Genomic DNA, 24059 nt, shown 5'->3' with positions numbered 1-24059 from the left:
ATCGTCCAGCCGGTTGTCGGCCAGGAAGGCCGGCACGAAACTCACAACACAAGGAGACGTGTCATGAGCTACATGCGCCGCATGGGCAGCCTGCTGGGGCTGCGTACATCTGTCGAGCGTCGTCGCGCCCGTCGCTGGGAGGCCTCGCGCGGGCTGCGCATCCTGGTGATCGACGACTCGCGGACGGTAGTCAAGATTCTCAGCCGGATGCTGAGCCAGAACGAGTTCGAGCCGATCGGCGCCGGGGATGCCGAAGAGGGCTTGCAACTGGCCCGCCAGTTCCCGCCCGATCTGATCTTCCTCGACATCATCCTGCCCGGCATGAACGGCTTTGCGGCCCTGCGCCGCTTGCGCCAGCACCCGGCGACCGCCGACATCCCCGTGATCATGATCAGTGGCGACGAACAGTCGATGGCCAAAATGGTGCTCGATCGGCTGGGCTCGGACGGTTTCATGAAAAAGCCGTTCGGCCGTGCCGAGGTGTTCACCGGAATCGAACGGCTGGTTCGCGACGGCCGCCTGCCGCAACGACTCCAGCCGTCGGCGTTCGACCCGCAGGCGATCTGATCCGTCCGGCCGGGCGGATCACCCCAGGCCACTGTTTCCCGCTTGCACGAATCGCAGTAGAGTCGACTGATAGCCGCAGGGCGCATTCAGGGGATGACGAGATGAAGCGAATCCATGGACTGTTCATCACCGCGGCTGCCTTGCTGCTGCTTTCCGGTTGTGCCTCGGTGCCGATGGCGCCGATGGACAAGGATGCGGAGGCCAAGTCGTTCGCGCCACCGGCAGGGCAGGGGGCGCTGTACATCTTCCGGGACGAGGTGTTCGGCGCGGCGATCCCGATGACGGTTTCGATCAACGGGCACGTGATCGGCCAGACCGCATCGAAGACCTACTTCTGGCTGGCGCTCGATCCGGGGAGCTATCGGGTCGAGTCGCACACCGAAAACGTCTCGACCCTGCCCGTCACGGTGACGGCCGGCAGCAACACCTACGTCTGGCAGGAGGTGAAGATGGGCATGTGGATGGCCCGCAGCCTGCTGCAGGAGGTCGACGCCGAGCGCGGCCGTCAGGGCGTGACCGACTCGAAGCTTGTCGAGGCGGACCTGCCCGAGGGCGGCATCCAGCCTCTCGACGGGGCGCCCGCCGACTCACCCGCCGACAGGCTGCGCGAACTCAAGCAGTTGCGCGACGAGGGCGTGATCACCGAGGAAGAATACGAGCGCAAGAAGGGCGAACTGCTCGAGGCGATCTAGTCGTCGGCGTCCTTGTCCGGGTCGAGGAGCTGGGCCAGCCGGCCGAGTGACCGGGACAGTGCCGGGTCGAGCTGCGCTTCGGCCAGGCAGCCGAGCGCCTGGCTACCGGCTCGTGACGGCGGACGATCCCGTTTCTGCGGCGGGTTGCCGGGAGTGGGGCGGTCGGCGACCACACGCACCCGGATGGCCGCCGGTTTCGGTGCGCCGGGATGATCCTTGAGTGCCTCATGCAGGCGCGCGAGCAGGTCGTTTGCCTCGAAGCGCATTCGGCTGGCCATAGCCGCGCTGCTGACGCCGACAGTCAGCATTCGCTCGTCGACGTTGATCACCTGCACCGACTGGCCGGACCGACCGGAGACCAGCCCGTCGACGATCGCCTGGTAGGCACGAATGAGCGCGACGCGGTCGAGAATCCCGGCCAGTGCGGGGTTGTTCCGGCGGTATTGTTCCAGCTTCATCGCGCGGCCTTCCTGCTGCGAGTGGCCGGGCGTGCGAGCCCGGTCCGATGCCTATCATTATCCACGCATCTGCCGTAAGATTCAGCGCATTTGCATCAATTGCCGCGCGGCTTCTGCGCGCGGTTTTCGCTTTCACGGGAATGTCATGATTGGATCGCTTGCAGCCAAGGTTTTCGGTACGCGCAATGACCGCCAGGTCAAGAAGCTCAGCAAACGCGTCACGGAGATCAACGCCCTCGAGGAGGCGACGCAGGCCCTGTCCGACGAGGAGCTGAAGGGACGCACCGAGGAATTCCACCAGCGCTGGAGTGACGGTGAGAGCCTCGACTCGCTCCTGCCGGAAGCGTTCGCCGTCTGTCGCGAGATGAGCCGGCGCGTCATGGGCATGCGCCACTTCGACGTGCAGCTGATCGGCGGCATGGTCCTGCACCAGGGCAAGGTCGCCGAGATGAAGACCGGCGAGGGCAAGACCCTGGTCGCGACCCTGGCCGTGTATCTCAACGCCATCACCAAGAAGGGCGTGCATGTGGTCACGGTCAACGACTACCTGGCCAAGCGCGATGCCGAGTGGATGGGCCGCATCTACACCGCGCTCGGCCTGACCGTGGGCACGGTGGTGCCGGGCATGGACGCACGCGCCAAGCGCGACGCCTACCACTGCGACGTCACCTACGCGACCAACAACGAGCTCGGCTTCGACTACCTGCGCGACAACATGGCGTTCTCGAGCGAGCAGATCATGCAGCGCGAGCCGATGTTCGCCATCGTCGACGAGGTCGACTCGATCCTGATCGACGAGGCGCGCACCCCGCTGATCATTTCCGGCCCGGCCGCGGATTCCTCCGACACCTACCTCAAGATCAACGGCCTGATCCCCGAGCTCAAGCGACAGGCGCGCGAGGAGCCCAAGGACGACGAGCCGCCGCTGACCGAAGAGGAGATCGGCGATTTCACCGTCGACGAGAAGAACAAGCAGGTCTTCCTCACCGAGCGCGGCTTCGACAAGGCCGAGGAATTGCTGATCCAGGCGGGGCTGCTCGAGGAAGGCGAGTCGCTGTACGACTCGCACAACATCATGCTGCTCTCGCACCTGACCTCGGCGTTGCGGGCGCATGCCATCTACAAGCGCAACGTCGACTACATCGTCAAGGGTGACGACGTGGTGATCGTCGACGAATTCACCGGCCGTACGCTGGCCGGTCGGCGCTGGTCCGAAGGCCTGCATCAGGCCGTCGAGGCGAAGGAAGGCGTGACGATCAAGCCCGAGAACCAGACGCTCGCCTCGATCACCTTCCAGAACTATTTCCGCCTCTATCCGAAGCTGGGCGGCATGACCGGTACGGCGATTACCGAGGCGCGCGAGCTGGGCGAGATCTACGGCCTGGACGTGATCCAGATCCCGACCAACCGTCCGATCCAGCGGATCGATCACGGCGACCTGGTGTTCCTGACCGCGCAGGAAAAGTTCGAGGCGATCACCAAGGACGTTCAGGCGGCGCGCGATCGTGGTCAGCCCACGCTGGTGGGTACCGCCTCGATCGAGGCCTCCGAGCTCGTCTCCGAGGCGCTTACGAAGGCCGGCATCCCGCACAACGTGCTCAACGCCAAGAACCACATGAGCGAGGCGGAGATCATCGCCGAGGCCGGCCGCCCCGGCGCGGTGACCATCGCCACCAACATGGCCGGCCGCGGTACCGACATCGTCCTGGGCGGCAATCTCGAACAGGAGATCCTGGCACTCGGTTCCGAGGCCTCCGAGGAGGAAAAGCGCCGGGTCGAGAAGGCCTGGGAGGAGCGCCACCAGCAGGTGCTCGAGGCCGGCGGCCTGCACGTGGTGGGTACCGAACGCCACGAGTCGCGGCGGATCGACAACCAGTTGCGCGGCCGTGCCGGTCGTCAGGGTGATCCGGGCTCGACCCGCTTCTTCCTGTCGCTCGAGGACAGCCTCATGCGGGTCTTCGCCTCCGATCGCGTTTCCGGCCTGATGAAGAAGCTCGGCATGAAGTCGGGCGAGGCGATCGAGCACCCCTGGGTCTCGCGCGCGATCGAGAACGCTCAGCGCAAGGTCGAGGGTCACAACTTCGACATGCGCAAGCACCTGCTCGACTACGACAACGTCGCCAACGAGCAGCGCAAGGTCATCTACGAGCAGCGCCACGCGGTCATGGCGACCACCGACACCCGGCCGATCATCGAGTCGATGCGCCGCGAGGTGCTCGCCGATCGCTTCCGCCGCTACGTGCCGTCCGGTGCGCTCGAGGAAATGTGGGACGTCGAGGGCCTGACCACCCACCTCAAGGAGGACTTCGGTCTCGACTTCCCGCTGCAGCGCTGGCTGGACGAGGATGACGAGCTGACCGACGACACCCTCCTGGAAAAGATCATCGAAACCGCTCAGCGCCACTACGAGGCCAAGGAAAAGCTGGTCGGCGAGGACAACCTGCGCCAGTTCGAGAAGGGCGTGCTGCTGCAGGTGCTCGACGCCCAGTGGAAGGAGCACCTCGCGGCGATGGACTACCTGCGCCAGAGCATCGGCCTGCGCGGCTATGCGCAGAAGAACCCGACGCAGGAGTACAAGCGCGAGGCGTTCGAGATGTTCGGCAAGATGCTGGACGACATGAACTACGAGATCATCCGTACGCTCACGCGTCTGCAGATCGCCGCGCCGGAGGGCATGGAGCAGGATCAGATCAATTCCATGCTTGACGAGCTGGTCGACAACCCGCGCGTCGATCCGAGCCAGCTGCGCACTCGCCACGAATCGGTCTCGACCTTCGACGAGTCCGAGGAGCCGGTCGCGCCCGCCCGTGCCTCGGGTCAGGGCGAGGCCGGTGGCGAGGCGCCCACCCGCCCGGTGCGTCGCGAAAACCCCAAGATCGGCCGCAACGATCCCTGCTACTGCGGCTCGGGCAAGAAGTACAAGCACTGCTGCGGCCGCCTGTCGTGATCGGCTCGCCGCTCCGGTGCGGGTGCCGGGCTCGCGCCTACTGAGCGGGACGTCTCGTGCCTCGCGTGTTCAAGAGACAAGCCGGACAGCTCACGTTTCTCTCGAGACACGTGATGCTCGATCACCTTGCCTGGGAAATCATCCGCGGTCTGCCGGAGCAGTTCAGCCCGCGACACGAGCGCGTGGTGGTGTTCTGCGGCACCCACAAGGGGTTCGGGCTGAATTGGCTGCGGCGGGGCTACAAGATCGCGCTGCAGACCGAGCAGATGTATGACCAGACGGGCAAGCCGCTCTGGGGGCAGTCGAAGAAGCGGGCGCGACGACTGGCGTTCGCCGCCCGGGCCGCCGATCTGGTCCTCGACCTGTCGGCATCCAATCGCCGCTTCTACGAGGAGCACTGTCCGCGGGCGCTGGCCGAGGGCAAGGTGCGCTTCGGGCCCTATCTCTTTCCCAGCCACCCGTTGCCGTTCGACCCCGATGGGGACCAGAGCGTGGCCTTCTTCGGCTCGGTCGGCGAGGGGCGTCGGTCGGGCGTGATCGAACGCATCGATGCGTTTCCTGTGCGCATGCTGGAGTCGGGCACCTTCTTCGACGATCTGTATCGACAGGTAAGGGCATGTGCGGCGGTGCTGAACGTGCACTTCGAGGACGGGGTGTACACCGAGGCCCCGCGGCTGCTGACCAGCCTTTATAGCGGCAAGCCGCTGGTCTCCGAGCCGTTGGCCGCCCCCTTCGTGGCGGGCGAGCACTACATCCCGATCGAGGCCTACGGCACGGTCGACAACCGGGCGATATTCGAACGGTTGTCTCGCTTCGTCAGTGACAACCTTTCGTTCGAGCGATTCCTGCGCGACAACCGCGTCTAGGACGGTGTGGCAGACTGTTGCTGAGCTGGATGAGTGACGGCCGCCGCGCTGGTCACGTGACAACAATCGTTAAAGAGAGACAGGGAATGAAACGTCTGATCCTTGCCGTGGTGGTCGTCCTGGCCGCCGCCGTTGCCGCCGCCCCGTTCGTGACCGGACATGTCATGGAAAGGACGCTGGCGGAAGTCGAGCACTTCCCGGGCACGCGTGAAGCGCTGAGCCTGGAGGTATCCGACTACCAGCGCGGTTACCTCGAGTCGTACGCGGAATCCGAGCTGCTGCTGCAGCTGCCGGAACAGGAGCCGCTGCCGATCACGCTCACTCACCGCATCGATCAGTTGCCGGGGCTTGACGGTCGCTACGCCACCGTTCACACCCGCTGGGAGCCGCAGGATCCGGTCCTGCGCGGCAAACTGGCCGAGGTGTTCGGCGAGGACGCCGACTTCACCCTCACCACGGCGCTGTATCCGACCGGTGGGACCCATTCCACCGGACGTGTGCCGATGATCGATCGTGACGGGGTCGACTTTTCCGGCGCCGACCTGCGCCTGGAGACGTCGGCCGACGGCGGTTTCGATTACCGCATCGAGAGTGACCGGCTGGCGGTGGACGACCAGGCGGAAGGTGTCGAGGCCGGTACCCGCATGAGCAGTGAAGGACTGCGCCTGGCCGCTTCGGGCCAGGTGGCTGACGACGGCTTCGTCTGGAACAGCGAGGGGCGCATCGACATCGGTCAGATGGAAATTGTCGAGCCCAACGGCACCGGTTCCATCGAGGACCTGACCATCGGCTTCGACTCGAGCCGCGAGGGGGAGCTGTTCCGCTTCGCGGTGGATTACCGGGTGGGCAGGGCTCACCTGGAGGGCGAGTCGTTCCGCGATGCGCGCATGCGGCTGGCGGTCGATCGCCTCGATGCCGAAGCGGTGCGTGCGATCGCCGAGCGCAGCGAGGAGCTTCAGAAATTGGCGGCCCGTGGCGCGGATGTCGAGCAGGCGGTCGGCCAGGTGATGCGCGAGGAACTGCCGGCACTGCTGAGCCAGGGCCCGCGCATCGCGATCGAGCCGCTGGCGGCGACCACCGCCGAAGGCGACACCGAGATGACGTTGTCGCTCGAGTTGCCCAGCGGCGTGGTCGACGGCGAGCCCAATCCGATGATGTGGATGGCGCTGCTCAGTGCCGTGGTGGTCGAAGGCAGCCTCGAGATGCCGCTTGCCCTGCTGGAGAAGCAGGCCGCTGCTCAAGGCCAGTCCGGGCAGGTCGAGGAGCAGCTCGCGCCGCTGGTCGCCCAGGGCTGGATCGCGATCGAGGACGAGGTGGTCAAGACGACCGTCGATTTCCGTCAGGGCAATCTCAAACTGAACGGCACATCCGCCAACCAGCTGCTGAACATGGCGTTCGGCGGCTGAGGGGTACAAATACCGAGGAGAGAATCAGGCATGAGCGTTGGATTGACCGCCCCGGCTGCCGGAGAACTGCGTCCCATTCCCGGCATTCGTATTGGCATTGCCCAGGCCGGGGTGCGCAAGGCCGATCGTGACGACCTCGCTGTGATGCTGTTGCCCGAGGGGGCGACCATGGCCGGCGTGTTCACCCAGAACCGCTATTGCGCCGCGCCGGTGGTGATGTGCCGCGAGCGCCGCGACAGCGATGTCGCGCCGCGTGCGCTGGTGATCAACACCGGCAACGCCAACGCCGGTACCGGCGCCGACGGCATGGCGCGGGCCGAGTCCGTCTGCCACACGCTCGCCCATCGGCTGGGCTGTGACGATCGGGCCGTCTGGCCGTTCTCCACCGGCGTGATCATGGAAACGCTGCCGTCGGAGAAGATCATCGCCGCGTTGCCGGCGGCGGTGGCCGAGGCGGTCGAGGACAACTGGCTGCGCGCCGCCTCGGCGATCATGACCACCGACACCATCCCGAAAGGGCGATCGCTGACGCGTGTGATCGGCGGGGCGTCGGTGACGGTCACCGGTATCGCCAAGGGTTCCGGGATGATCCACCCGAACATGGCGACCATGCTCGGCTACATGGGCATCGACGCGCAGGTGCCCAAGCCGGTGCTGCAGGCCATGCTCGACGAGATCACCGAAGAGAGCTTCAACCGGGTGACCGTCGACGGCGACACCTCGACCAACGATGCCTTCATGCTGATCGCCAATGGCCGCGAGGGCAGCCTCGAGGTCTCCGGTGTCGACGACCAGAACTATGCACCGCTGCGCGATGCCGTCGCCGAGGTGGCGGTCTTTCTCGCCCAGTCGCTGGCGCGCGACGGTGAGGGGGCGACCAAGTTCGTCACCATCGAGGTCAGCGGCGGCCGCGACCGCGACGAGTGCCGCCTGGTGGGCAAGGCAATCGCGCACAGCCCGCTGGTCAAGACCGCGCTGTTCGCCTCGGACCCCAACCTCGGTCGCATCCTGGCGGCGGTCGGCTACGCCGGCATCGACGACCTCGACGTGGGCAAGGTCAGTCTGTGGCTGGGAGACGTTCGCGTCGTGGTCGATGGTGGGCGCGATCCGGAGTACGTCGAGGCCGAGGCCGCCGCGGTGATGGCCGAGCCCGAGATCACCATGCATGTCGATCTCGGTCGCGGGCAGGCCGTCGACCAGGTCTGGACCTGCGACTTCTCCTACGACTACGTCAAGATCAACGCCGAGTACCGTTCCTGATCGTGATGGATCGGCCACGGACCGACATCGTCCTCGGCCTGTTGCGCGAGCCGGACGGCCGCGTCTGGACGGAAGTCCGGCCGGATGGCAAGCACCTGGCGGGCATGCGCGCCTTTCCCGGCGGCAAGCGTGGCCCCGGGGAGAGTCTGCGTGCTGCGCTGGACCGCGAACTGGCCGAGGAGGTCGGTATCCGCGTGCTTCGGGCGCGACGGTTGATCACCCTCGACTGGGATTACCCGGACCGGCACTTGCGGCTGATCGGTTTCGAGGTCACGGGCTGGGGAGGGCGGCCCCGCTCGGTCGAGGGGCAGACGCTGGCGGCCGAGCCACTCGACCGCGACGCGCGCGGTGACTGGCTGGCCGCGATGCCGCCGGCCAATCGCGGCCTGATCAATGCCCTGGTGTTGCCGCGCTGCCTGGCGATCACGCCGCCCGTGGACGCCGCCGGAATGCGCACCTGGCAGGCGGGGCTGGAGTCGCGCCTGCACGCCTTGTCCGTGCCGATGCTGGTCAATCTGCGCCCCGGTCCGTCTGTCGGGCAGGGGGATGTGGCCTGGCCGGCGCTGGCCCGGGTGGTGCTGGCGGCCGGCCACTGGCCGGTGGTCAATCCACCCGGCGAGGGCCCCTGGCCCGAGGGTCTCGATCCGCGCGTCGGCCTGCATCTCAATCATGCCCGGTTGATGGCGATGCCCGCCGAGAGGGTGCGTGAGGCCCAGGAGCGTGGCCACCTGGTGACTGCCGCCGTGCATGACCGGGCGACACTCGATCGGGCCGTCGAACTGGCCGTCGATCTCGTGACCGTCTCGCCGTTGCGGGCGACCGCGACGCATCCGGGCGTCTCCGGTATCGGCTGGTCGGCATTCGCCGAACTGGCCGAGGCCGCCTCGATGCCGGTCTACGCGCTGGGCGGGGTCGGTGTCGACGATCTGCCGCGCATCTGGCGCCGGGGCGGTTTTGGTGTGGCCGGCATTTCGGCATTCTGGTGAGCGCGGCGTGAGCCGCGGGGAGAGACCGATGAGCATGAAGCAGGCGAAATGGCTGGTCGCCACGCTGTTGATCCTGGGCGTGCTGACCTATCTGTGGGGGCGGGCGCCGAGCAAGATTTCGACCGACGTTCCGGTCAGCGGGGCGTTGACCCAGGTCAAGGCGCCGGACGACTGTTCCCTGAAAGGCGAGGGCTGTACGGTGTCGATCGACGAGCTCGGTGCCTTTCGGGTGACGATGCCCGAGACGGTTGTGCCGCTGGAGAAATTCGCCTTCACGGTCGCCCCGCAGGGCGAGGTCGCCCGCTCGGTCGGCGCTATCCGGGTCGACTTCGAGATGGTCGGCATGGACATGGGCATCAATGCCTACCGGCTCGAGCGGCTGGCCGACGGCCAGTACCGCGCGACCATCATCCTGCCGGTCTGCACGACCGATCGCAGCGACTGGCTCGCGAACCTGACCATCCACAGCACCGAAGGGGCGTATCTCGTGCGGTTGCCGTTTGCGGTGGACCGCTCGCGTCCGTCGGGCGGTTAGGGCGAGGGGCGGTGAGTGCGTTCAGTCGCCCGGGTTGAGGCGGCGCAGCAGGACGTAGAGCGCGCCGGTGCCGCCGTCATGCGGCGGGGCGGAGCAGAAGGCGACCACGTCGTCGCGCTGAGGCAGCCAGCGATTGAGCAGGGTCTTCAGGACCGGCTGGCCGGCGTTCGAGCGATAGCCCTTGCCGTGGACGATGCGCACGCAGCGTCGCAGCTCGCCACGCTCGCTGCGGATGAATCGGCCCACCTCGTTGCGGGCCTGGTCGGCCGTCAGGCCGTGCAGGTCGAGCGATGCCGAGACGCTGTAGCCGCCGCGCTTGAGTTTGCGCAGGATCGCCTTCTGCACGCCCGGCCGGACGTACTGGACCTGCTCGCCCTGCTCGGGCGCCTCGGCCAGATCGCTGAAGGCGAATTCGTCGACCATCTCGTCGAAGCCCGCTTCGCGTCGCGGCCGGGCGCTGACACGCGGGCGCTCGGGCTCGACGCGCTCGTCTTCGACCGGTTCGACCGGGCCGACGGCGTCGAGAAACAGGGCGCGATCCTCGGGGTCGATGCGTGACTCGTCACTCATGAGCGCATCATAGCGCCCCGGTCCGGGTTGGTGCCATCGCACGGGCTGAATTGCCGACCGGCAGGCGGTATCCTTGCCAGACCACCCCGCCGCGCTCCGAGTCGGGCGTGGCTTACGGAATCGACACGAGCAATCCATGCATATTCTCTTAAGTAACGACGACGGCTATCTCTCCCCGGGGCTGAACATACTCGCCGAGCGACTCGCCCGGTTCGCGACCGTTACCATCGTTGCCCCCGATCGTGATCGCAGCGGCGCCTCCAACAGCCTGACGCTCTCCCGTCCCCTGCGTCCTCGCCAGCTCGAGGAGCGGTTGTGGGTGATCGACGGCACGCCGTCGGATTGCGTCCACCTGGGCATCAAGGGCCTGTTGCCGGAAATGCCGGACCTGGTGGTCTCGGGCATCAACCACGGTGCCAACCTCGGTGACGACGTGCTCTATTCCGGCACCGTGGCCGCGGCCAGCGAGGGGCGCGCGCTGGGGCTGCCGGCAATCGCCGCCTCCTGCCAGTCGTTCGCGCCGGAGTACCTCGAGTCGGCAGCCCACTGGGTCGAGTGGCTGATCCGTCGACTCGATAACCACCCGTTGCCCGCCTACAGCCTGCTCAACATCAACGTTCCCGACGCGCCGCTCGAGAAGATCGGCGGAGTGCAGGCGACGCGCCTGGGGCGTCGTCACCCGTCCGGGCAGTTGGTGCGTGACACCGACCCGCGTGGTCGCGAGATCGTCTGGATCGGGGCGGCCGGTGAGGCGGAGGATGCCGGCGAGGGCACCGATTTCCACGCCCTGGCACACGGCTGGGTTTCGGTGACGCCGATTCATTTCGACATGACGCGCCACGAGACCATGCCGGCCCTCGAGCAATGGCTGGCCTGAGGGTTAGCCGATGATCCAGCGAAACTACCAGTGGGCGCGGCAGACCATGCTCGAGCGGCTCGAGTCGCAGGGCGTCCGGTCGAAGCCGGTGCTCGAGGCAATGGCCGCCGTGCCTCGCGAGGCCTTCGTCGACGAGGTGCAGAGCGTGCGCGCCTACGAGGACTGCTCCCTGCCGATCGGCCAGGGGCAGACCCTGTCTCAGCCCTATATCGTTGCCCGCATGACGGAACTCGTGATGGACGGCGAGCGTCACCTCAAGCGTGTGCTCGAGGTCGGTACCGGGTCGGGCTACCAGGCGGCCGTGCTCGCCCAGCTGTGCCAGTCGGTGTTCACCGTCGAGCGGATCGGGGCGTTCCTCGAGCAGGCCAAGGCCCGTCACCGTGCCCTGGGGCTGCTCAATATCCGCTACATGCACCGGGACGGTTTCAAGGGCTGGCCGTCTCAGGCGCCGTTCGAGGCGATCGTGGTGACGGCCGCTCCGGACGCCGTGCCGCCGGAGCTCAAGGAGCAGCTGGCGATTGGCGGGCGGCTGGTGATTCCGGTCGGCGCCCAGGGCGGTGGGCAGAAGCTGACCGTCATCACCCGGATTGCGGACACCGAGTACCAGACCCGCTGGTACGATCTGGTGTCGTTCGTTCCACTGCTGCCGGGGTCGCTCGCATGACCGGCAGCATGACCCTGTTGGCGTGAGGTGCGCATGAGGCTGTTCGGCCCGCTCTACGACCGTGTTCTGGCCTGGTCCGCCCATCGTCGCGGGCCCGCCGTGCTCGGGGCGTTGAGCTTTGCAGAGTCCTCGGTCTTCCCGGTCCCGCCGGACGTGATGCTCATGCCGATGACGCTGGCACGGCCCCGCTGTTGGTGGGGATTTGCGCTGATCGCCACGGCGGGTAGCGTCCTGGGTGGCTTGCTGGGTTATTTCATCGGTCTGTGGGCGATCGAGGCGATCCAGCCCTGGCTGGCCGAATCCCATTACGCCGCGAGCTTCGACCGGGCCCGGGACTGGTTTGCCGACTGGGGCTTCTGGGCGGTGCTGGTCGCGGGTTTCTCGCCGATCCCCTACAAGGTCTTCACCATTGCTGCCGGTGCGATGACCATGAATCCGTTCGGCTTCGTGCTCGCCTCGTTCGTCGGCCGCGGGGCACGGTTCTTTCTCGTCTCGGGGCTGGTGGCCTGGGCCGGGCCGCGCGTCGCCCCGAAGCTGCGCCAGTACATCGAATGGCTCGGTTGGCTGTTCGTGGCGTTGTTGCTTCTTGCCATCGGCATCTGGCAGACGATGTAAGCCATGCATAGGGCCCCGTCAGCTCACGACTGCTCGATCCCGTCGCCTCCGGCGGCGCGCTGGTCGGGTTTGGTGGCGGGCGTCCTGGCGGCACTCCTGCTGGTCGGGTGTGCCGCCTCGACCGACTACCGTAGCTGGGAACGGGGTCAGCCGGTCTACTACGTCAAGGGGGGCGACACCCTCTATTCGATTGCCGTGGCCAACGATCTCGACTGGCAACGGCTGGCTCGCTGGAACGGCATATCCAACCCCCGCAGCCTGAAGATCGGCCAGCGCCTGCGCCTCAGCCCGCCCAGCGGGGCAACGAGGACCGCGCGCGCGCCGTCGAGGACGGTGAGCAGCACGTCGAGCCGCAAGGCCAAGTCGTCCGCCCCGGCGAAGGTGTCGAGACCGACGCCGGCCGCCTCGCCCGTCAACTGGCGCTGGCCGCTGCAGGGCAAGGTGTTGCACCGCTTCCCCGAAGGCGCGCCGGCCCAGAAGGGACTGATCCTGGGTGCGAGCATCGACACGGCAGTGAAGGCGGCGGCCGCCGGCAAGGTGGTCTACTCCGGTGACGGCCTGCCGGGCTACGGCAACCTGGTCATCGTCAAGCACAACGCCGAGTGGCTGTCGGCCTACGCGTACAACAAGAGCCTCTCGGTATCGGAGGGTCAGAGGGTCAGCCGTGGTCAGACCATCGCCCGGGTCGGGCCGGTCGACCATCGTCAGCCCGGCAAGGGAGGCCACCTCCTGTTCCAGATCCGGCGGCAGGGCAAGCCTGTCGACCCGGAGCGCTACCTGCCCTGAGTGGCCTGATCTGCTGTTGCCGCTCGGCAATCACCCTTGAAAACCTTTTTCTCGTGTCCATGTCGGACCCACATGGGGCCGGGGCGTGGAGGCGCGGTCCGCTGTCATGTCACAGGTGTGTATATGTCTTGTACATGTTGGGGCGCCCCAGGAGTGTGTTTGGGGCCGCTTTGGCCCGTTTTCGATCGATATTTGCATAATATCGAACATGTCATGTTGTTTTATTCGATGCCAGGGGGATTGATCCCCTCATGTGACTATGCAAAGGTTGTACACAGATCGTTTCGGCAACAGCGCAATCGAGCGAGGGATACGACATGGCACAGGCAATCGTTCACGACACCATCAACCAGGTCGACCCCAGCAAGGTGGATGAACTGGCCGCCGGCCAGTCGGAGTCCCCGGTGGACGCTCGCGCGACCCGCCGCGAGGGGGAGCCGGATGCCGCGGAATTTGCCCGCAATTTCAACGTAGACGATTCCGAGTCGCCCGATCCGGTTCGCCTTTACCTGAAGGACGTCGAAACAGAACGCCTGCTCACGCCTCAGGAAGAGGTCGATTATGCCCGTCGCGCACAGGCCGGTGAGGAGTGGGCCCGCCAGAAGATGATCGTCTGCAACCTGCGGCTGGTGATCAAGCTGGCACGGCGTTACATCAACCGAGGCCTCGATCTCCTCGACCTGATCGAGGAAGGGAATCTCGGCCTGATGCGAGCCGTGGAGAAATTCGACCCGGAGCGGGGATTCCGCTTCTCCACCTATGCCACCTGGTGGATCCGCCAGACCATCGAGCGGGCCCTGATGAACCAAGCGCGAACCGTTCGGCTCCCGGTGCACGTGGTCAAGGAGGTGCATTCCTACAACCGCGCCGCCCGCCGTATTGCGCAGAGCCAGAATGGGGATGTCCGCCCCGAGCAGATTGCCGAACACCTGGACAAGCCGGTCAAGGACGTGCTCAAGGTGATGTCATACAACGAGCGCGAGTCGTCCTTCGACAGTCCCCTCAAGGGTGATGGCGAGTTCTCGCTGCTCGACATGGTGCCGGACGAGAACAGCCAGCTTCCCGAAGACGACCTGCAGGACAACGGCGTGCTGCAGTTGCTCGATCGTCTGATCGACAAGCTCGAGGGCAAGCAACGCGAGGTGCTCATGCGCCGCTACGGCCTGCGTGGCCACGAGCCGGCCACGCTGGAGCAAGTCGGTCGCCTGCTGGGCTGCACGCGCGAGCGTGTCCGGCAGATTCAGCTGGAGGCCGTTCGTCGTCTCAAGCAGTTCGCTGCCCATGAGGGTGTGACGGCTGACGTGATCTTCAGTGAATGATTCGTCGGTCGTCACGGCGACCGCTGACCGTCCCTGGTGAGATTTGACCGCCCCTGTCATCACTGACAGCGGGCGGTTTTTTCGTCTCCGTAAACATGCGGTTAGCGTGGCTAATAGTTGGAGGTGGCGTACCGCGGTGGCAGAATGACTCCGCCCGGTCGGTCAGGCTGGGCGGGATCGCTTCGCCACCACGCAGGGGGTCGCATGGCCGACTTGACGACCGAATTTGATATCTGCGCCGAGGATCGTGTCCCGGTGTTACTGCACCGCGTTGACCAGCTCTGGCGCCAGTTGCTCGATCACGAGCTTGCCCACCACGGCCTGAGTCAGGCCAAGTGGCGAACCATGGCGATCCTGTCGCTCTATCCCGAAGGCCTGATCCAGTCGGAACTGGCCGAGGAGCTGGGTATCGAGGGGCCGTCGCTGGTGGCCATGGTCGACCGACTGTCACGCGACGAGTGGGTCGAGCGGGTCCAGTGCGGCACCGATCGGCGTTGCAAGATCATTCGCCTGACCGAACGGGCGTTGCCGCTGATCGACGAGATCCGCGCCAGCGCGGAAAAGCTCTATGCCCGCACGTTCACGGAGGTGGACGTGCCCGGAGTGAGTATTCCGGACGTCGAGCGGTTCATGATCGCCCTGCGCGATCGGCTCTATGACAACCTGCCGGAACGCAAGCGCCAGCAGCGACGACGCAACCTCGAGCGGGCGGCAGAGCAGGGCTGATTCGAGTGCAGCCAAATCCGTCTCACAAATAAAAACGCCCCCGGCGATCGGGGGCGTTTTTGCGTCTGGGTGTCGCCGGTGGGGATCAGCCGTTGCCGTCCTGTTGCTGGCGGGCGCGGTTCATGAGGAACTCGGTGAGGAGTGCGACCGGCCGGCCGGTCGCACCCTTCGCCTCACCCGTCTTCCAGGCCGTGCCGGCGATGTCGAGGTGGGCCCAGTGGTGCTCCTTGACGAAGCGGGAGAGGAAGGCGGCCGCGGTGATCGTGCCGCCCTCGCGTCCGCCGATATTGGCCATGTCGGCGAAGTTGCTCTTCAGCTGGTCCTGGTACTCGTCCCACAACGGCAGCTGCCAGGCGCGGTCGTTCGCGGTCTCACCGGCCTTGAGCAGTTCGCGGGCCAGCGGGTCGTTGTTGGCGAGCAGGCCACTCGGATGGCGGCCGAGGGCGACGATGCAGGCCCCGGTCAGTGTGGCGATGTCGACGATCGCCGCCGGCTTGTAGCCCGTCGCGTAGGTCAGGGCATCGCAGAGGATCAGCCGGCCTTCGGCGTCCGTATTCAACACCTCGATGGTCTGGCCCGACATGCTGCGGATCACGTCGCCCGGCTTCAGTGCCGCGCCGTCCGGCATGTTCTCCACGGTGGGGACGATGCCGACCACGTTGATGGGCAGCTGCATCTCGGCCACCGCGGACATCACGCCGATGGTGGCCGCGGCACCACCCATGTCGAACTTCATCTGGTCCATGTCCGGGCCGGGTTTCAGCGAGATGCCGCCGGAGTCGAAGGTCACGCCCTTGCCCACCAGCACGACCGGCGGCGTATCGGCGTCAGCGCCCATGTGCTCCATGACGATCATCTTGGGCGGTTCGCTGGAGCCCTTGGCCACCGAGAGCAGGGCATTCATGCCCAGCGTTTCCATGCGCGACTGATCCAGCACCTCGACCGACAGGTGCATATGGGTTTCGGTCATCTTGCGCGCATGCTCGGCCATGGTGGTGGGCGTGAGCAGGTTGCCCGGCATGTTGGCGAGGTTCTTCGCCATGCGCATGCCGTTGCTGATGGCGGTGGCTTCGCGCACGTAGCGTTCGGCCTCCATCAGTTCGCGGCGGGTCGGCAGGATGAAGGTGACCTTGCGCAGCGGGCGACGCGGACCGAGATCACGCTCGCTCTTCAGTTCGTCGAACCGGTAGAGAGCATCGTCGATCGCGACGATGCTCTGCCGCAGCACCTGCTCCATGCTGCTGCCGCGCACGTCGATCTCGGAAAGATGGCTGACGCATTCGGCGGTGCCGCGATGGTGCAGGGCCTCGACCGCGGCGCGCGTGGCCTTGACCAGTCCGCGCGTGTCCAGTTCGCGCTCCTTGCCCAGGCCGACCAGCAGCACCCGGTCGGCCTGGATGTTCGGTACACCGTGCAGCAGCAGGGTGTCGCCCAGTTCGCCGTCCATGTCCCCGCGCCGGGTGATCGCCGAGATGAAGCCGTCGCTGACCCGGTCGATGGTCTCCGCCGCGTCCGACAGTCGGCGCGATTCGAACACGCCAACGATCAGGCAGGCAGTGCGCTGTTTCTCCGGGGCGCCGCTCTTTACCGAGAATTCGAGCACGGTGATATTCCTCGTCTCTGCTGTGCATGGGGTGGGGCGGGACTCGCTCCGGGCCCGCGCTGTCTGCCGGCAGTCTAGCAAAAAGGCGGGGTCGGGCCGGTCGCGCTTCGGTTCGGGCAGCCGCGCTGCTAGGATTTGCCTCTTTCCCAGATGCGTGAGGGTGCCACGATGAGCGACCATTCCGACAAGCGACCCGATTCCGATCCCGAAGAGGAGTTCGAGCCGGGCATCGGTGATCCGTACCGGTTCGAGGCGCCCTCCCGTCAGCCCGGATTCGCCCGGGCCTCCAAGGTCATGCTGGTGCTCGGCGCGATCCTGTCGGCGGTCGGCGTGATCGGTGGCCTGGGTCCGATCGTGTTCACCAGCGAAGAGGACAAGCGCCAGTTCATGGACCTGTTGATGCTCGCGCCGGCCGGCGTGATCCTGATGTTCACCGGTATTACCGGCTGGGTGATTGCCGGCGGGCGCTGACGGTCGCTTTCGGCGCCTGGCGGAGAGACCTCCGCAGAAGTCGACACAAAATCCAGGCACAAAAAAACCCCGGGTCAGGCCCGGGGTTTTTTGTTTCATGGCCGGCGTTTGCCGGCCCGGGTCGATCAGCTGGCGCGCGGGACGCGGACGTCCTCGACCAGCTCCTGGATCTCCGCCGGCGGCGGGGTGGTCATCTTCGCGACCAGGATCGCGACGATGAAGTTCACCGCTGCACCGATGGCACCGAACGAGGTCGGGTTGATGCCGAACAGCCAGTTGTCGGCGTTGTCCGGCAGCATGTTGGTGCCCGGGATGAAGAACCAGCCCTTGTACCAGAAGATGTACAGCAGGGTGATGGTCAGGCCGGCCAGCATGCCCGCGATGGCGCCCTGCTTGTTCATGCGCTTGGAGAAGATCCCCATCATCAGCGCCGGGAACAGGGAGCTCGCCGCCAGACCGAAGGCTAGTGCCACCACCTGGGCGGCAAAGCCCGGCGGGTTCAGGCCCAGGTAGCCGGCGATGATGATCGCGACGGTCATCGAGATCCGGCCGGCCATCAGCTCGCCCTTCTCGGAGATGTCCGGCTTGATCACGCCCTTGAGCAGGTCATGCGAGATGGCCGACGAGATCGCCAGCAGCAGGCCTGCGGCGGTCGACAGTGCGGCGGCGATACCACCGGCAGCGATCAGCGCGATTACCCAGTTGGGCAGCTTCGCGATCTCGGGGTTGGCCAGCACCATGATGTCGCGGTCGACGTACAGCTCGTTGCCTTCCCAGCCGTACTCGGCCTCGGCCATGGCCGCGAACTCTTCGTTGTTGTCGTTGTAGTACTGGATGCGGCCGTCGTCGTTCTTGTCCTCGAACTTGAGCAGACCGGTGGTCTCCCAGTTCTTGAACCATTGCGGGCGCTCTTCGTACAGCAGGTTGCCTTCCTCGGCCCCGATTGCGCCCGGCTGGACGGTCTTCAGGGTGTTCCAGATCGCCATGGCGCCGACGGCCGGGGCGGTGGTGTAGAGGATGGCGATGAACAGCAGGGTCCAGCCGGCCGATTTGCGGGCGTCACGGACGCGCGGCACGGTGAAGAAGCGCACCAGCACGTGCGGCAGACCGGCGGTACCGATCATCAGCGCCAGGGTGAGCAGGAAGGTGTTCATCAGGTCCGGGGTGCCGGTGTACTCGGCGAAGCCCAGGTCGACCAGGATCATGTCCAGCTTCTGCAGCAGGTACTGGTTCGAGCCGTCGGTCAGCTCGGCGCCGGTACCGATCTGCGGCAGGAAGTGACCGGTCAGCTGCAGCGAGATGAAGATCGCCGGGACGGTGTAGGCGAAGATCATGATCACGTACTGCGCGATCTGCGTGTAGGTGATGCCCTTCATGCCGCCGAGGACCGCGTAGACGAACACGATGCCCATGCCCGCGAACAGGCCGACTTCGACCGAGGTCTCGAGGAAGCGCGAGAAGGCGACGCCCACACCCTTCATCTGGCCGATGACGTAGGTCAGCGAGATCACCAGCAGGGCGATGACGGCGATGACCCGTGCGGTCTTGGAGTAGAAGCGGTCACCGATGAATTCCGGCACCGTGAACTTGCCGAACTTGCGCAGGTACGGCGCCAGCAGCATCGCCAGCAGCACGTAGCCGCCGGTCCAGCCCATCAGGTAGGCGGAGGCCGAGTAGCCGTTGAAGGCGATCAGGCCGGCCATCGAGATGAACGACGCGGCGGACATCCAGTCGGCGGCGGTCGCCATGCCGTTGAGGACCGGGTTGATGCCCTTGCCGGCAACGTAGAACTCGCTGGTCGTACCGGCACGGGCCACGATCGCGAGGATGAAATACAACACGAAGGTGGCGCCAACCACCAGGTAAATCAGTGTCTGAAGATCCATGTCTCTTTGGCTCCTGCTTTATTAGTCTTCGGCGACGCCGAATTTTTTGTCGATGGCATTCATGCGCCAGGCATAGAAGAAGATCAGCACCACGAAGGTGAAGATCGAGCCCTGTTGCGCGAACCAGAAGCCCAGCGGATAACCGCCCAGCGAGATCTGGTTGAGCGTATCGACCAGCAGGATGCCGAATACATAGGACACCAGGAACCAGACGACCAGGCAGCCGAACAGTACCTTCAGATTGGCGCGCCAATAATCAGCGCGATTGGATGAGTGCTCCATAATAGGCTCCTTGGGGTTTCGGTCGGATCCGAATGATTTTTGTTTTCCATCTCCATGTCGACATTCCATCGCGCGCCACGAGCTGGTCGCGGCACGCAATGCCGACGCATCGTAAGCCTACTGGAAGCACGGGGGAAAAGTGAACCTTTGCAGGCCGTCAGGGCGCTCAGAGCTGGTAGGCGAGCGCCAGGTGACGCTGCAGCTTGCGAGCGATGCGGAAGGATTCCTTGAGGAGGCGCTGGGTCAGGCCGTCGAGTTCGTCCGGATCGATCAGGTTGTCGGGCGTCTCGCCCCGAGCCACCTGCTGGTACTGATGGCGCAGTCGCAGGCGCTGGATGAAGTCGTAGGCCGCGGTGAGATCCTCGGCCGGCAGGGCGCGTTCGGGCACCAGCGCCAGACGCTGGTCGGTGCGCGTCGCGGCAGCCCCCTCGGCAAGGGCCTCGATGCGGGCGGCGTCGACGAAGGGTGTTGCGCCATCGGTCTTGATGTCGATGCCGCGCTGGCCGTGCCGCTCGCGGGTGCGAAACCCGCCGAACAGCGTCAGGGGCGGCTGGTTGCGCATGGCATTGGCGGCGAGCTGGCGGCGGAAGCGGCTGTTCTTGCGCGCCGGCTCCCGCCAGGCGGCTGCCCAGCGGTCGAACAGTGCCTCGCTGCCCGCCAGGCCGCGGGCATCGAAGAAGATGGTGGCGTTGAGCAGGTGTTCGGGGGTGCCCTGGTCGATCCAGTCGCGGAAGCGTCGGCCCCATTCATCGATAGACCGGCACAGGTCGGGGTTGCCGGCCATGATGTTGCCGGGGCACAGCGGATAGCCCAGCTGGTCAAGTGCCTCGTTCACACGCCGGGCCAGCGGCAGCAGCAGCTCGCGTGCCGCCTGCTCGTCGACCGGTCCGGCGAACACCAGGCCGTTGTCCTGGTCGGTCGCCAGTGTCTGCTCCATCCGCGCCTCGCTGCCGAAGGTCAGCCAACACCAGTCGAGTTCCGCCGGCAGGGGGGCGTCCTCGAAGGTCAGCGCGATCACCCGGCGGGCAATGGCGTCGTTGACCCCGCTGACGATCCGGCTGATCGGAGCGAAGCCGGAGCCGGATTCCAGCAGTGCTCCGACGATCCCGGGGACCTCTTGACGGATGATCGCCAGGGAGTCGATGTCGCGTGCCCGCCGGATGCGTTGGTGCATCAGGCCGGGCGTCATGGCATTGACCCGATAGAGTGCCGCCTCGTCGAGAACGCCCAGCGGCTCGTCGCGCTCGGGCTCGGTGACCAGCAGATGGTGAAAGCCGTGTTCGGCGAGACTGACGGCGGCCTCCAGCAGCGAGGTGTCGGCGTCGATGCTCACCGGCTCACGTGTCGCGATTTCGGCCAGTGTCAGCTGGTGGCGCTCGGGTCGGGCCAGGCCGCGGAAGGCGAGATCGCGCAGGGTCACGATGCCCCAGCCTGCGTCGAGGCGCACGATGATCGCCTCGCCGCCATGGTCCTCGAGGGCGCGTGCCGCCTCGTCGAGCCGGGTGTCGCCGTCCAGTCGCAGTGACTCGCCCTCCAGCCGGGCGCGGATGGGCGTGGAGGGGTCGAGCAGTGCGCCCGAGCCGCCAAGGCCGTCGGTTTCCTCCTCGCCTGCCGGGCCGCGCGCCAGCAGGTGGCCGATGCGACGGGTGCAGAAGTCGTCGAAGGCCTCGCTCTGTTCGCGCAGGCGCCGGAAGGCAGCGGCCGGCACCGTCACCGCCTCGCCCGGGTGGGCGACCTGCTGGCGGGTGCTGACCGGACGCTGTTCCATGAGCGCGCCCAGCGGGAAGGCATCCCCCCGCCCCAGTGACCAGACCGGCTGGCCGTCGGAACCGTCGGCCAGCCCGTCCACTCGACCGGAGAGCAGGACGTAGAAGGTATCCGGTGGCCCCATGCCGGGTTCGAGCAGCACCTCGCCACGTTCGAGGGGGCGGACCCGGGCCTCGGACAATACCCGTTCGAGCAGGTCGGGCTCGATGTGGTCGAAGGGCGCGATTTCTCTCAGCGCCGCGATCGGATCGCGGCGGGCGGCATCATCTTGCGGTGCGTCACCCATGCTTGACTCCATGCACTGATTCGGGCGGCTATGCTCGGCCTGTCCGTTTCGACAACCATAGCGGAGGTTTGGCCATGGGGGGAGGACCGAAGGGACGCTTGACGGTGTTTGTGGCGTGTCTGCTTGTCGCCTCCGGCCTGCAGGCCGGGGTCCACGCCGACGGTGCCGGTGACGTGGTCACCGGCGAGCGCATCGGCATGGGGCTGGCGGCGGACATCGCCGAGGAGGCGGTGGCGGTCTGCGCCGGGCAGGGGTACGCGGTCACCGCGGTGGTGGTCGACCCGTCGGGCGACCCGCAGGTGATGATGCGTGCGACCCACGCCCCGCGCTTCACGCGCCAGATCGCTGCCGACAAGGCGCGCGCGGTGATCCTGTCGGGCATCGACTCGGGCGCCTTCCGTGCCAACCGCGGCGACATTCGCCAGGAGATGAATCACGTCGACGGGGTGCTGGTGCTCGACGGGGCGGTGCCGATCGAGTCGGCCGGCTCGACCATCGGTGCGCTCGGCGTCAGTGGCGCGCCCGGCGGCGACAAGGATGCCGCCTGCGCCCGGCAGGCGCTGGATGCCTTCTTCGAGCGCCTGCAGTTGCGTTAAGGCATCGGCTGTCGCTCAGTCGTCGATCGGGCAGGGGCAGGTGCCGCGTTCGATTTGCACGGTGGCGTGCCGGATGTCGAAGCGCTGGCGGAGTGTTTCCTGGAGGTCATGCAGGAAGCGGTCGCCGTCGTCCGGCGGGTCGGGCATGACCAGATGGACGCTCAGTGCCGTTTCCCGGGTGGAGAGGGCCCAGACGTGCAGATGGTGATGATCGGTCACGCCGGGCAGGGCGGCGAGATGGCGTTCGACCTCGTCGAGATCGACCGCCTCCGGGACCCCGTGAAGAACCAGTTGCAGCGACTGGCGGGCCAGTCCCAGGGCGGGGATCAGGATCACCAGGCTGACGACGATGCTGAGCGCCGGGTCGACCCAGGTCAGGCCGGTCAGCAGGATCAGCAGTCCTGAAAGCGCGACGGCGACCGAGACGGCGGCATCGGCGGCCATGTGCAGGAAGGCGCCGCGCAGATTGAGGTCGTGCTTCTGCTGCGCCACCAGCAGCCAGGCGGTGGCGGTGTTGACCAGCACGCCAGCCAGCGCGACACCGATTACCAGCAGGCCGTCGACGGCCGGTGGATCGAGCAGTCGCATGCCGGCCTCCCACAGGATCCACAGCGAAAAGAGGATCAGGGTGATGGCATTGACCAGGGCGGCAAGCATGGTGCTGCTGCCCAGCCCGTAGCTGAACTGCCGGTCGGCCAGTCGCCGGCTCAGCCGGTTCGCCCCCCAGGCGAGCACCAGCCCGAGGACGTCGCCGAGGTTGTGGGCCGCGTCGGCCAGCAGGGCCATCGACTGGCCGAGGATGCCGGCGACCGCCTCGAGCACCACGAAGCCGAGGTTGAGTGCGATGCCGATGCCCAGCGCCCGACCGGCGTGGTCGATCAGCTCCTCGGGGGCATGGTGCTCGTGCATGGCTGGCCGCCGCGGTAACCCGTTGGCCGCGTCAGTGCAGCAGGCCGAACATCTTGCGCCGATAGCGGCGGGTGAGCGGATGCTCGGCGCCGAGCACCTCGAACAGGTCGATCATGCCGCGTTTGCCGGCGTCCTCGTTGTAGTCGCGGTCGCGCAGCATCATCTGGTAGTACTGCTCTAGCGCCTCCTCGAGATCGTTGCGCATGGCGAGCTTGGCGGCCAGCGCTTCGCGTGCCTCCATGTCCTTGGGGTCGGCCTCGATCCGCGCGCGCAGCTCGTCCTCCGGCGGGCCGGACTGGGCCGAGCGGGCCATGCCGGTGCGCGCCTTGAGTTCGCGCACGTCGTCCCGTGCCGCGGCATCCATCGGCAGGGCATCGAGGATCTGGGATGCCTGGTCGAAATCGCCCTCGGCCGCGATCAGGTCGGCCAGGTCCAGCAGGACCTCGATGTTGTCCGGCTCCTGCTGGTTGGCCTGCTTGAGCAGGTCCATCGCCTGCTCGATCGCGCCGGCGGCACGGACCTGCTGGGCCTCGCGGCGCAGCTTGTCGATCTCCGAGAGCACGTGGCGGGCGATGAATTCGCGGATCTGACCCTCGGGCAGGGCGCCCTGGAACTGGTCGACCGGCCGGCCGTCGACGAACATCATCACGGTCGGCAGGCTGCGCACGCCGATCTGCTGGGCGAGTTCCTGCTCGGCCTCGGTGTCGACCTTGGCGAGTTTCACCTGGCCGTCCATCTCCTCGACGATCTTCGAGAGCACGGGCATCAGCTGCTGGCACGGGCCGCACCATTCCGCCCAGAAGTCCACCAGCACCGGGGTCTCTCGGGATGCCTCGACCACCCGGTCGTGGAATTCCTGGGCGGTAACGGAAAAGACGTGGGCGCTCTCGCTCATGGTCGGGTGGTCCTCGTGTGTGGGTGGGCGACTGCCGCTGGACATGGCGGCATCTGTGCCGGTTTTCAACCCCGGTGTCAGCTGTCGGGC

At 66.5% G+C, this 24059-nt stretch carries 24 protein-coding genes; 16 read left to right on the top strand and 8 right to left on the bottom strand.

The window, feature by feature from the left end; all coding sequences use genetic code 11:
• The first annotated feature begins 63 nt into the window (after positions 1 to 63).
• Together AWR35_RS03595 and AWR35_RS03590 are read left to right on the top strand one after the other, a co-directional pair.
• A complete protein-coding gene (locus AWR35_RS03595; protein ID WP_058574581.1) occupies positions 64 to 567 on the top strand; it encodes a response regulator in 504 nt (167 codons plus the stop codon).
• Positions 568 to 668: 101 nt separating this feature from the next.
• Positions 669 to 1259, top strand: coding sequence for a DUF2846 domain-containing protein (locus tag AWR35_RS03590; protein WP_066185052.1), 591 nt, complete (start codon positions 669 to 671; stop codon positions 1257 to 1259).
• Here the strand turns inward: AWR35_RS03590 and AWR35_RS03585 are convergent.
• The gene (locus AWR35_RS03585; protein ID WP_058574580.1) at positions 1256 to 1717 is read right to left on the bottom strand and encodes a DciA family protein; all 462 of its coding nucleotides are present in this window, start codon (positions 1715 to 1717) and stop codon (positions 1256 to 1258) included. The two genes, AWR35_RS03590 and AWR35_RS03585, sit on opposite strands and share 4 nt — an antisense overlap.
• 145 nt (positions 1718 to 1862) lie before the next feature.
• Between AWR35_RS03585 and secA the strand changes: the two genes are divergently transcribed.
• The 6 genes from secA (at position 1863) to AWR35_RS03555 (ending at position 9717) form a co-directional block, all read left to right on the top strand.
• On the top strand, positions 1863 to 4664 hold the full coding sequence (gene secA / locus AWR35_RS03580) for a preprotein translocase subunit SecA (protein ID WP_058574579.1): 2802 nt from the start codon (positions 1863 to 1865) through the stop codon (positions 4662 to 4664).
• Positions 4665 to 4777: 113 nt separating this feature from the next.
• On the top strand, positions 4778 to 5530 hold the full coding sequence (locus tag AWR35_RS03575) for a hypothetical protein (protein ID WP_058574578.1): 753 nt from the start codon (positions 4778 to 4780) through the stop codon (positions 5528 to 5530).
• Between the two features lie 86 nt (positions 5531 to 5616).
• Positions 5617 to 6936: a DUF945 family protein gene (locus tag AWR35_RS03570; protein ID WP_058574577.1), complete on the top strand. Its 1320-nt coding sequence runs from the start codon at positions 5617 to 5619 to the stop codon at positions 6934 to 6936.
• Positions 6937 to 6966: 30 nt separating this feature from the next.
• Positions 6967 to 8196, top strand: a complete 1230-nt coding sequence (argJ, locus tag AWR35_RS03565; protein ID WP_058574576.1) for a bifunctional glutamate N-acetyltransferase/amino-acid acetyltransferase ArgJ — start codon at positions 6967 to 6969, stop codon at positions 8194 to 8196.
• 5 nt (positions 8197 to 8201) lie between these two features.
• The gene (locus AWR35_RS03560) at positions 8202 to 9182 is read left to right on the top strand and encodes a thiamine phosphate synthase (protein WP_058574575.1); all 981 of its coding nucleotides are present in this window, start codon (positions 8202 to 8204) and stop codon (positions 9180 to 9182) included.
• A gap of 28 nt (positions 9183 to 9210) precedes the next feature.
• Positions 9211 to 9717 carry a hypothetical protein gene (locus tag AWR35_RS03555; protein ID WP_058574574.1) on the top strand — a complete coding sequence of 169 codons (507 nt, stop codon included), beginning with the start codon at positions 9211 to 9213 and terminating at the stop codon, positions 9715 to 9717.
• Positions 9718 to 9738: 21 nt separating this feature from the next.
• Here AWR35_RS03555 and AWR35_RS03550 read toward each other — a convergent pair whose 3' ends face one another.
• Positions 9739 to 10287 carry a Smr/MutS family protein gene (locus tag AWR35_RS03550; protein ID WP_058574573.1) on the bottom strand — a complete coding sequence of 183 codons (549 nt, stop codon included), beginning with the start codon at positions 10285 to 10287 and terminating at the stop codon, positions 9739 to 9741.
• Between the two features lie 136 nt (positions 10288 to 10423).
• Here AWR35_RS03550 and surE point away from each other — a divergent pair, with 136 nt between their 5' ends.
• From surE to AWR35_RS03520, 6 genes are all read left to right on the top strand, one after another.
• Positions 10424 to 11164 (top strand): 5'/3'-nucleotidase SurE, encoded by a 741-nt coding sequence (surE, locus tag AWR35_RS03545; protein ID WP_058574572.1) that lies wholly within the window; start codon positions 10424 to 10426, stop codon positions 11162 to 11164.
• A 10-nt stretch (positions 11165 to 11174) separates the two neighbouring features.
• Positions 11175 to 11828 carry a protein-L-isoaspartate(D-aspartate) O-methyltransferase gene (locus AWR35_RS03540; RefSeq protein WP_058574571.1) on the top strand — a complete coding sequence of 218 codons (654 nt, stop codon included), beginning with the start codon at positions 11175 to 11177 and terminating at the stop codon, positions 11826 to 11828.
• Between the two features lie 33 nt (positions 11829 to 11861).
• Entirely contained in the window at positions 11862 to 12443 is a 582-nt protein-coding gene (locus tag AWR35_RS03535) for a YqaA family protein (protein ID WP_058574570.1), read from the top strand.
• 3 nt (positions 12444 to 12446) lie between these two features.
• Complete coding sequence (locus AWR35_RS03530; RefSeq protein ID WP_082663886.1) at positions 12447 to 13229, top strand: peptidoglycan DD-metalloendopeptidase family protein; 783 nt, start codon at positions 12447 to 12449, stop codon at positions 13227 to 13229.
• A gap of 317 nt (positions 13230 to 13546) precedes the next feature.
• Positions 13547 to 14548 carry an RNA polymerase sigma factor RpoS gene (rpoS, locus tag AWR35_RS03525; protein WP_058574568.1) on the top strand — a complete coding sequence of 334 codons (1002 nt, stop codon included), beginning with the start codon at positions 13547 to 13549 and terminating at the stop codon, positions 14546 to 14548.
• Positions 14549 to 14752: 204 nt separating this feature from the next.
• On the top strand, positions 14753 to 15274 hold the full coding sequence (locus AWR35_RS03520) for a MarR family transcriptional regulator (protein ID WP_058574567.1): 522 nt from the start codon (positions 14753 to 14755) through the stop codon (positions 15272 to 15274).
• 85 nt (positions 15275 to 15359) lie between these two features.
• Here the strand turns inward: AWR35_RS03520 and AWR35_RS03515 are convergent, their stop codons facing one another.
• Positions 15360 to 16877: a leucyl aminopeptidase gene (locus AWR35_RS03515; RefSeq protein WP_058574566.1), complete on the bottom strand. Its 1518-nt coding sequence runs from the start codon at positions 16875 to 16877 to the stop codon at positions 15360 to 15362.
• Between the two features lie 168 nt (positions 16878 to 17045).
• Here AWR35_RS03515 and AWR35_RS03510 point away from each other — a divergent pair, with 168 nt between their 5' ends.
• A complete protein-coding gene (locus tag AWR35_RS03510) occupies positions 17046 to 17348 on the top strand; it encodes a hypothetical protein (RefSeq protein ID WP_156413922.1) in 303 nt (100 codons plus the stop codon).
• A gap of 125 nt (positions 17349 to 17473) precedes the next feature.
• Here the strand turns inward: AWR35_RS03510 and AWR35_RS03505 are convergent, their stop codons facing one another.
• The 3 genes from AWR35_RS03505 to AWR35_RS03495 all read right to left on the bottom strand — a co-directional run bounded on the left by AWR35_RS03505 (position 17474) and on the right by AWR35_RS03495 (position 21569).
• Complete coding sequence (locus AWR35_RS03505) at positions 17474 to 19234, bottom strand: sodium:solute symporter family protein (RefSeq protein ID WP_058574564.1); 1761 nt, start codon at positions 19232 to 19234, stop codon at positions 17474 to 17476.
• A gap of 21 nt (positions 19235 to 19255) precedes the next feature.
• The gene (locus tag AWR35_RS03500) at positions 19256 to 19516 is read right to left on the bottom strand and encodes a DUF4212 domain-containing protein (protein WP_058574563.1); all 261 of its coding nucleotides are present in this window, start codon (positions 19514 to 19516) and stop codon (positions 19256 to 19258) included.
• A gap of 166 nt (positions 19517 to 19682) precedes the next feature.
• Positions 19683 to 21569, bottom strand: coding sequence for a DUF294 nucleotidyltransferase-like domain-containing protein (locus AWR35_RS03495; RefSeq protein WP_058574562.1), 1887 nt, complete (start codon positions 21567 to 21569; stop codon positions 19683 to 19685).
• A 104-nt stretch (positions 21570 to 21673) separates the two neighbouring features.
• Between AWR35_RS03495 and AWR35_RS03490 the strand changes: the two genes are divergently transcribed.
• Entirely contained in the window at positions 21674 to 22165 is a 492-nt protein-coding gene (locus AWR35_RS03490) for a heme-binding protein (RefSeq protein ID WP_231723552.1), read from the top strand.
• Positions 22166 to 22180: 15 nt separating this feature from the next.
• Here the strand turns inward: AWR35_RS03490 and AWR35_RS03485 are convergent, their stop codons facing one another.
• A complete protein-coding gene (locus tag AWR35_RS03485) occupies positions 22181 to 23074 on the bottom strand; it encodes a cation diffusion facilitator family transporter (RefSeq protein WP_058574560.1) in 894 nt (297 codons plus the stop codon).
• A gap of 31 nt (positions 23075 to 23105) precedes the next feature.
• Positions 23106 to 23969 (bottom strand): thioredoxin, encoded by an 864-nt coding sequence (trxA, locus tag AWR35_RS03480; RefSeq protein WP_058574559.1) that lies wholly within the window; start codon positions 23967 to 23969, stop codon positions 23106 to 23108.
• Positions 23970 to 24059: the final 90 nt, after the last annotated feature.

Source organism: Guyparkeria sp. WRN-7 (assembly GCF_001641825.1).
In the GTDB taxonomy this organism is placed as follows: Bacteria; Pseudomonadota; Gammaproteobacteria; order Halothiobacillales; family Halothiobacillaceae; genus Guyparkeria.
The sequence above is the reverse complement of the archived record's forward strand: the minus strand, read 5'-3'. Positions and strand labels throughout refer to the sequence as shown.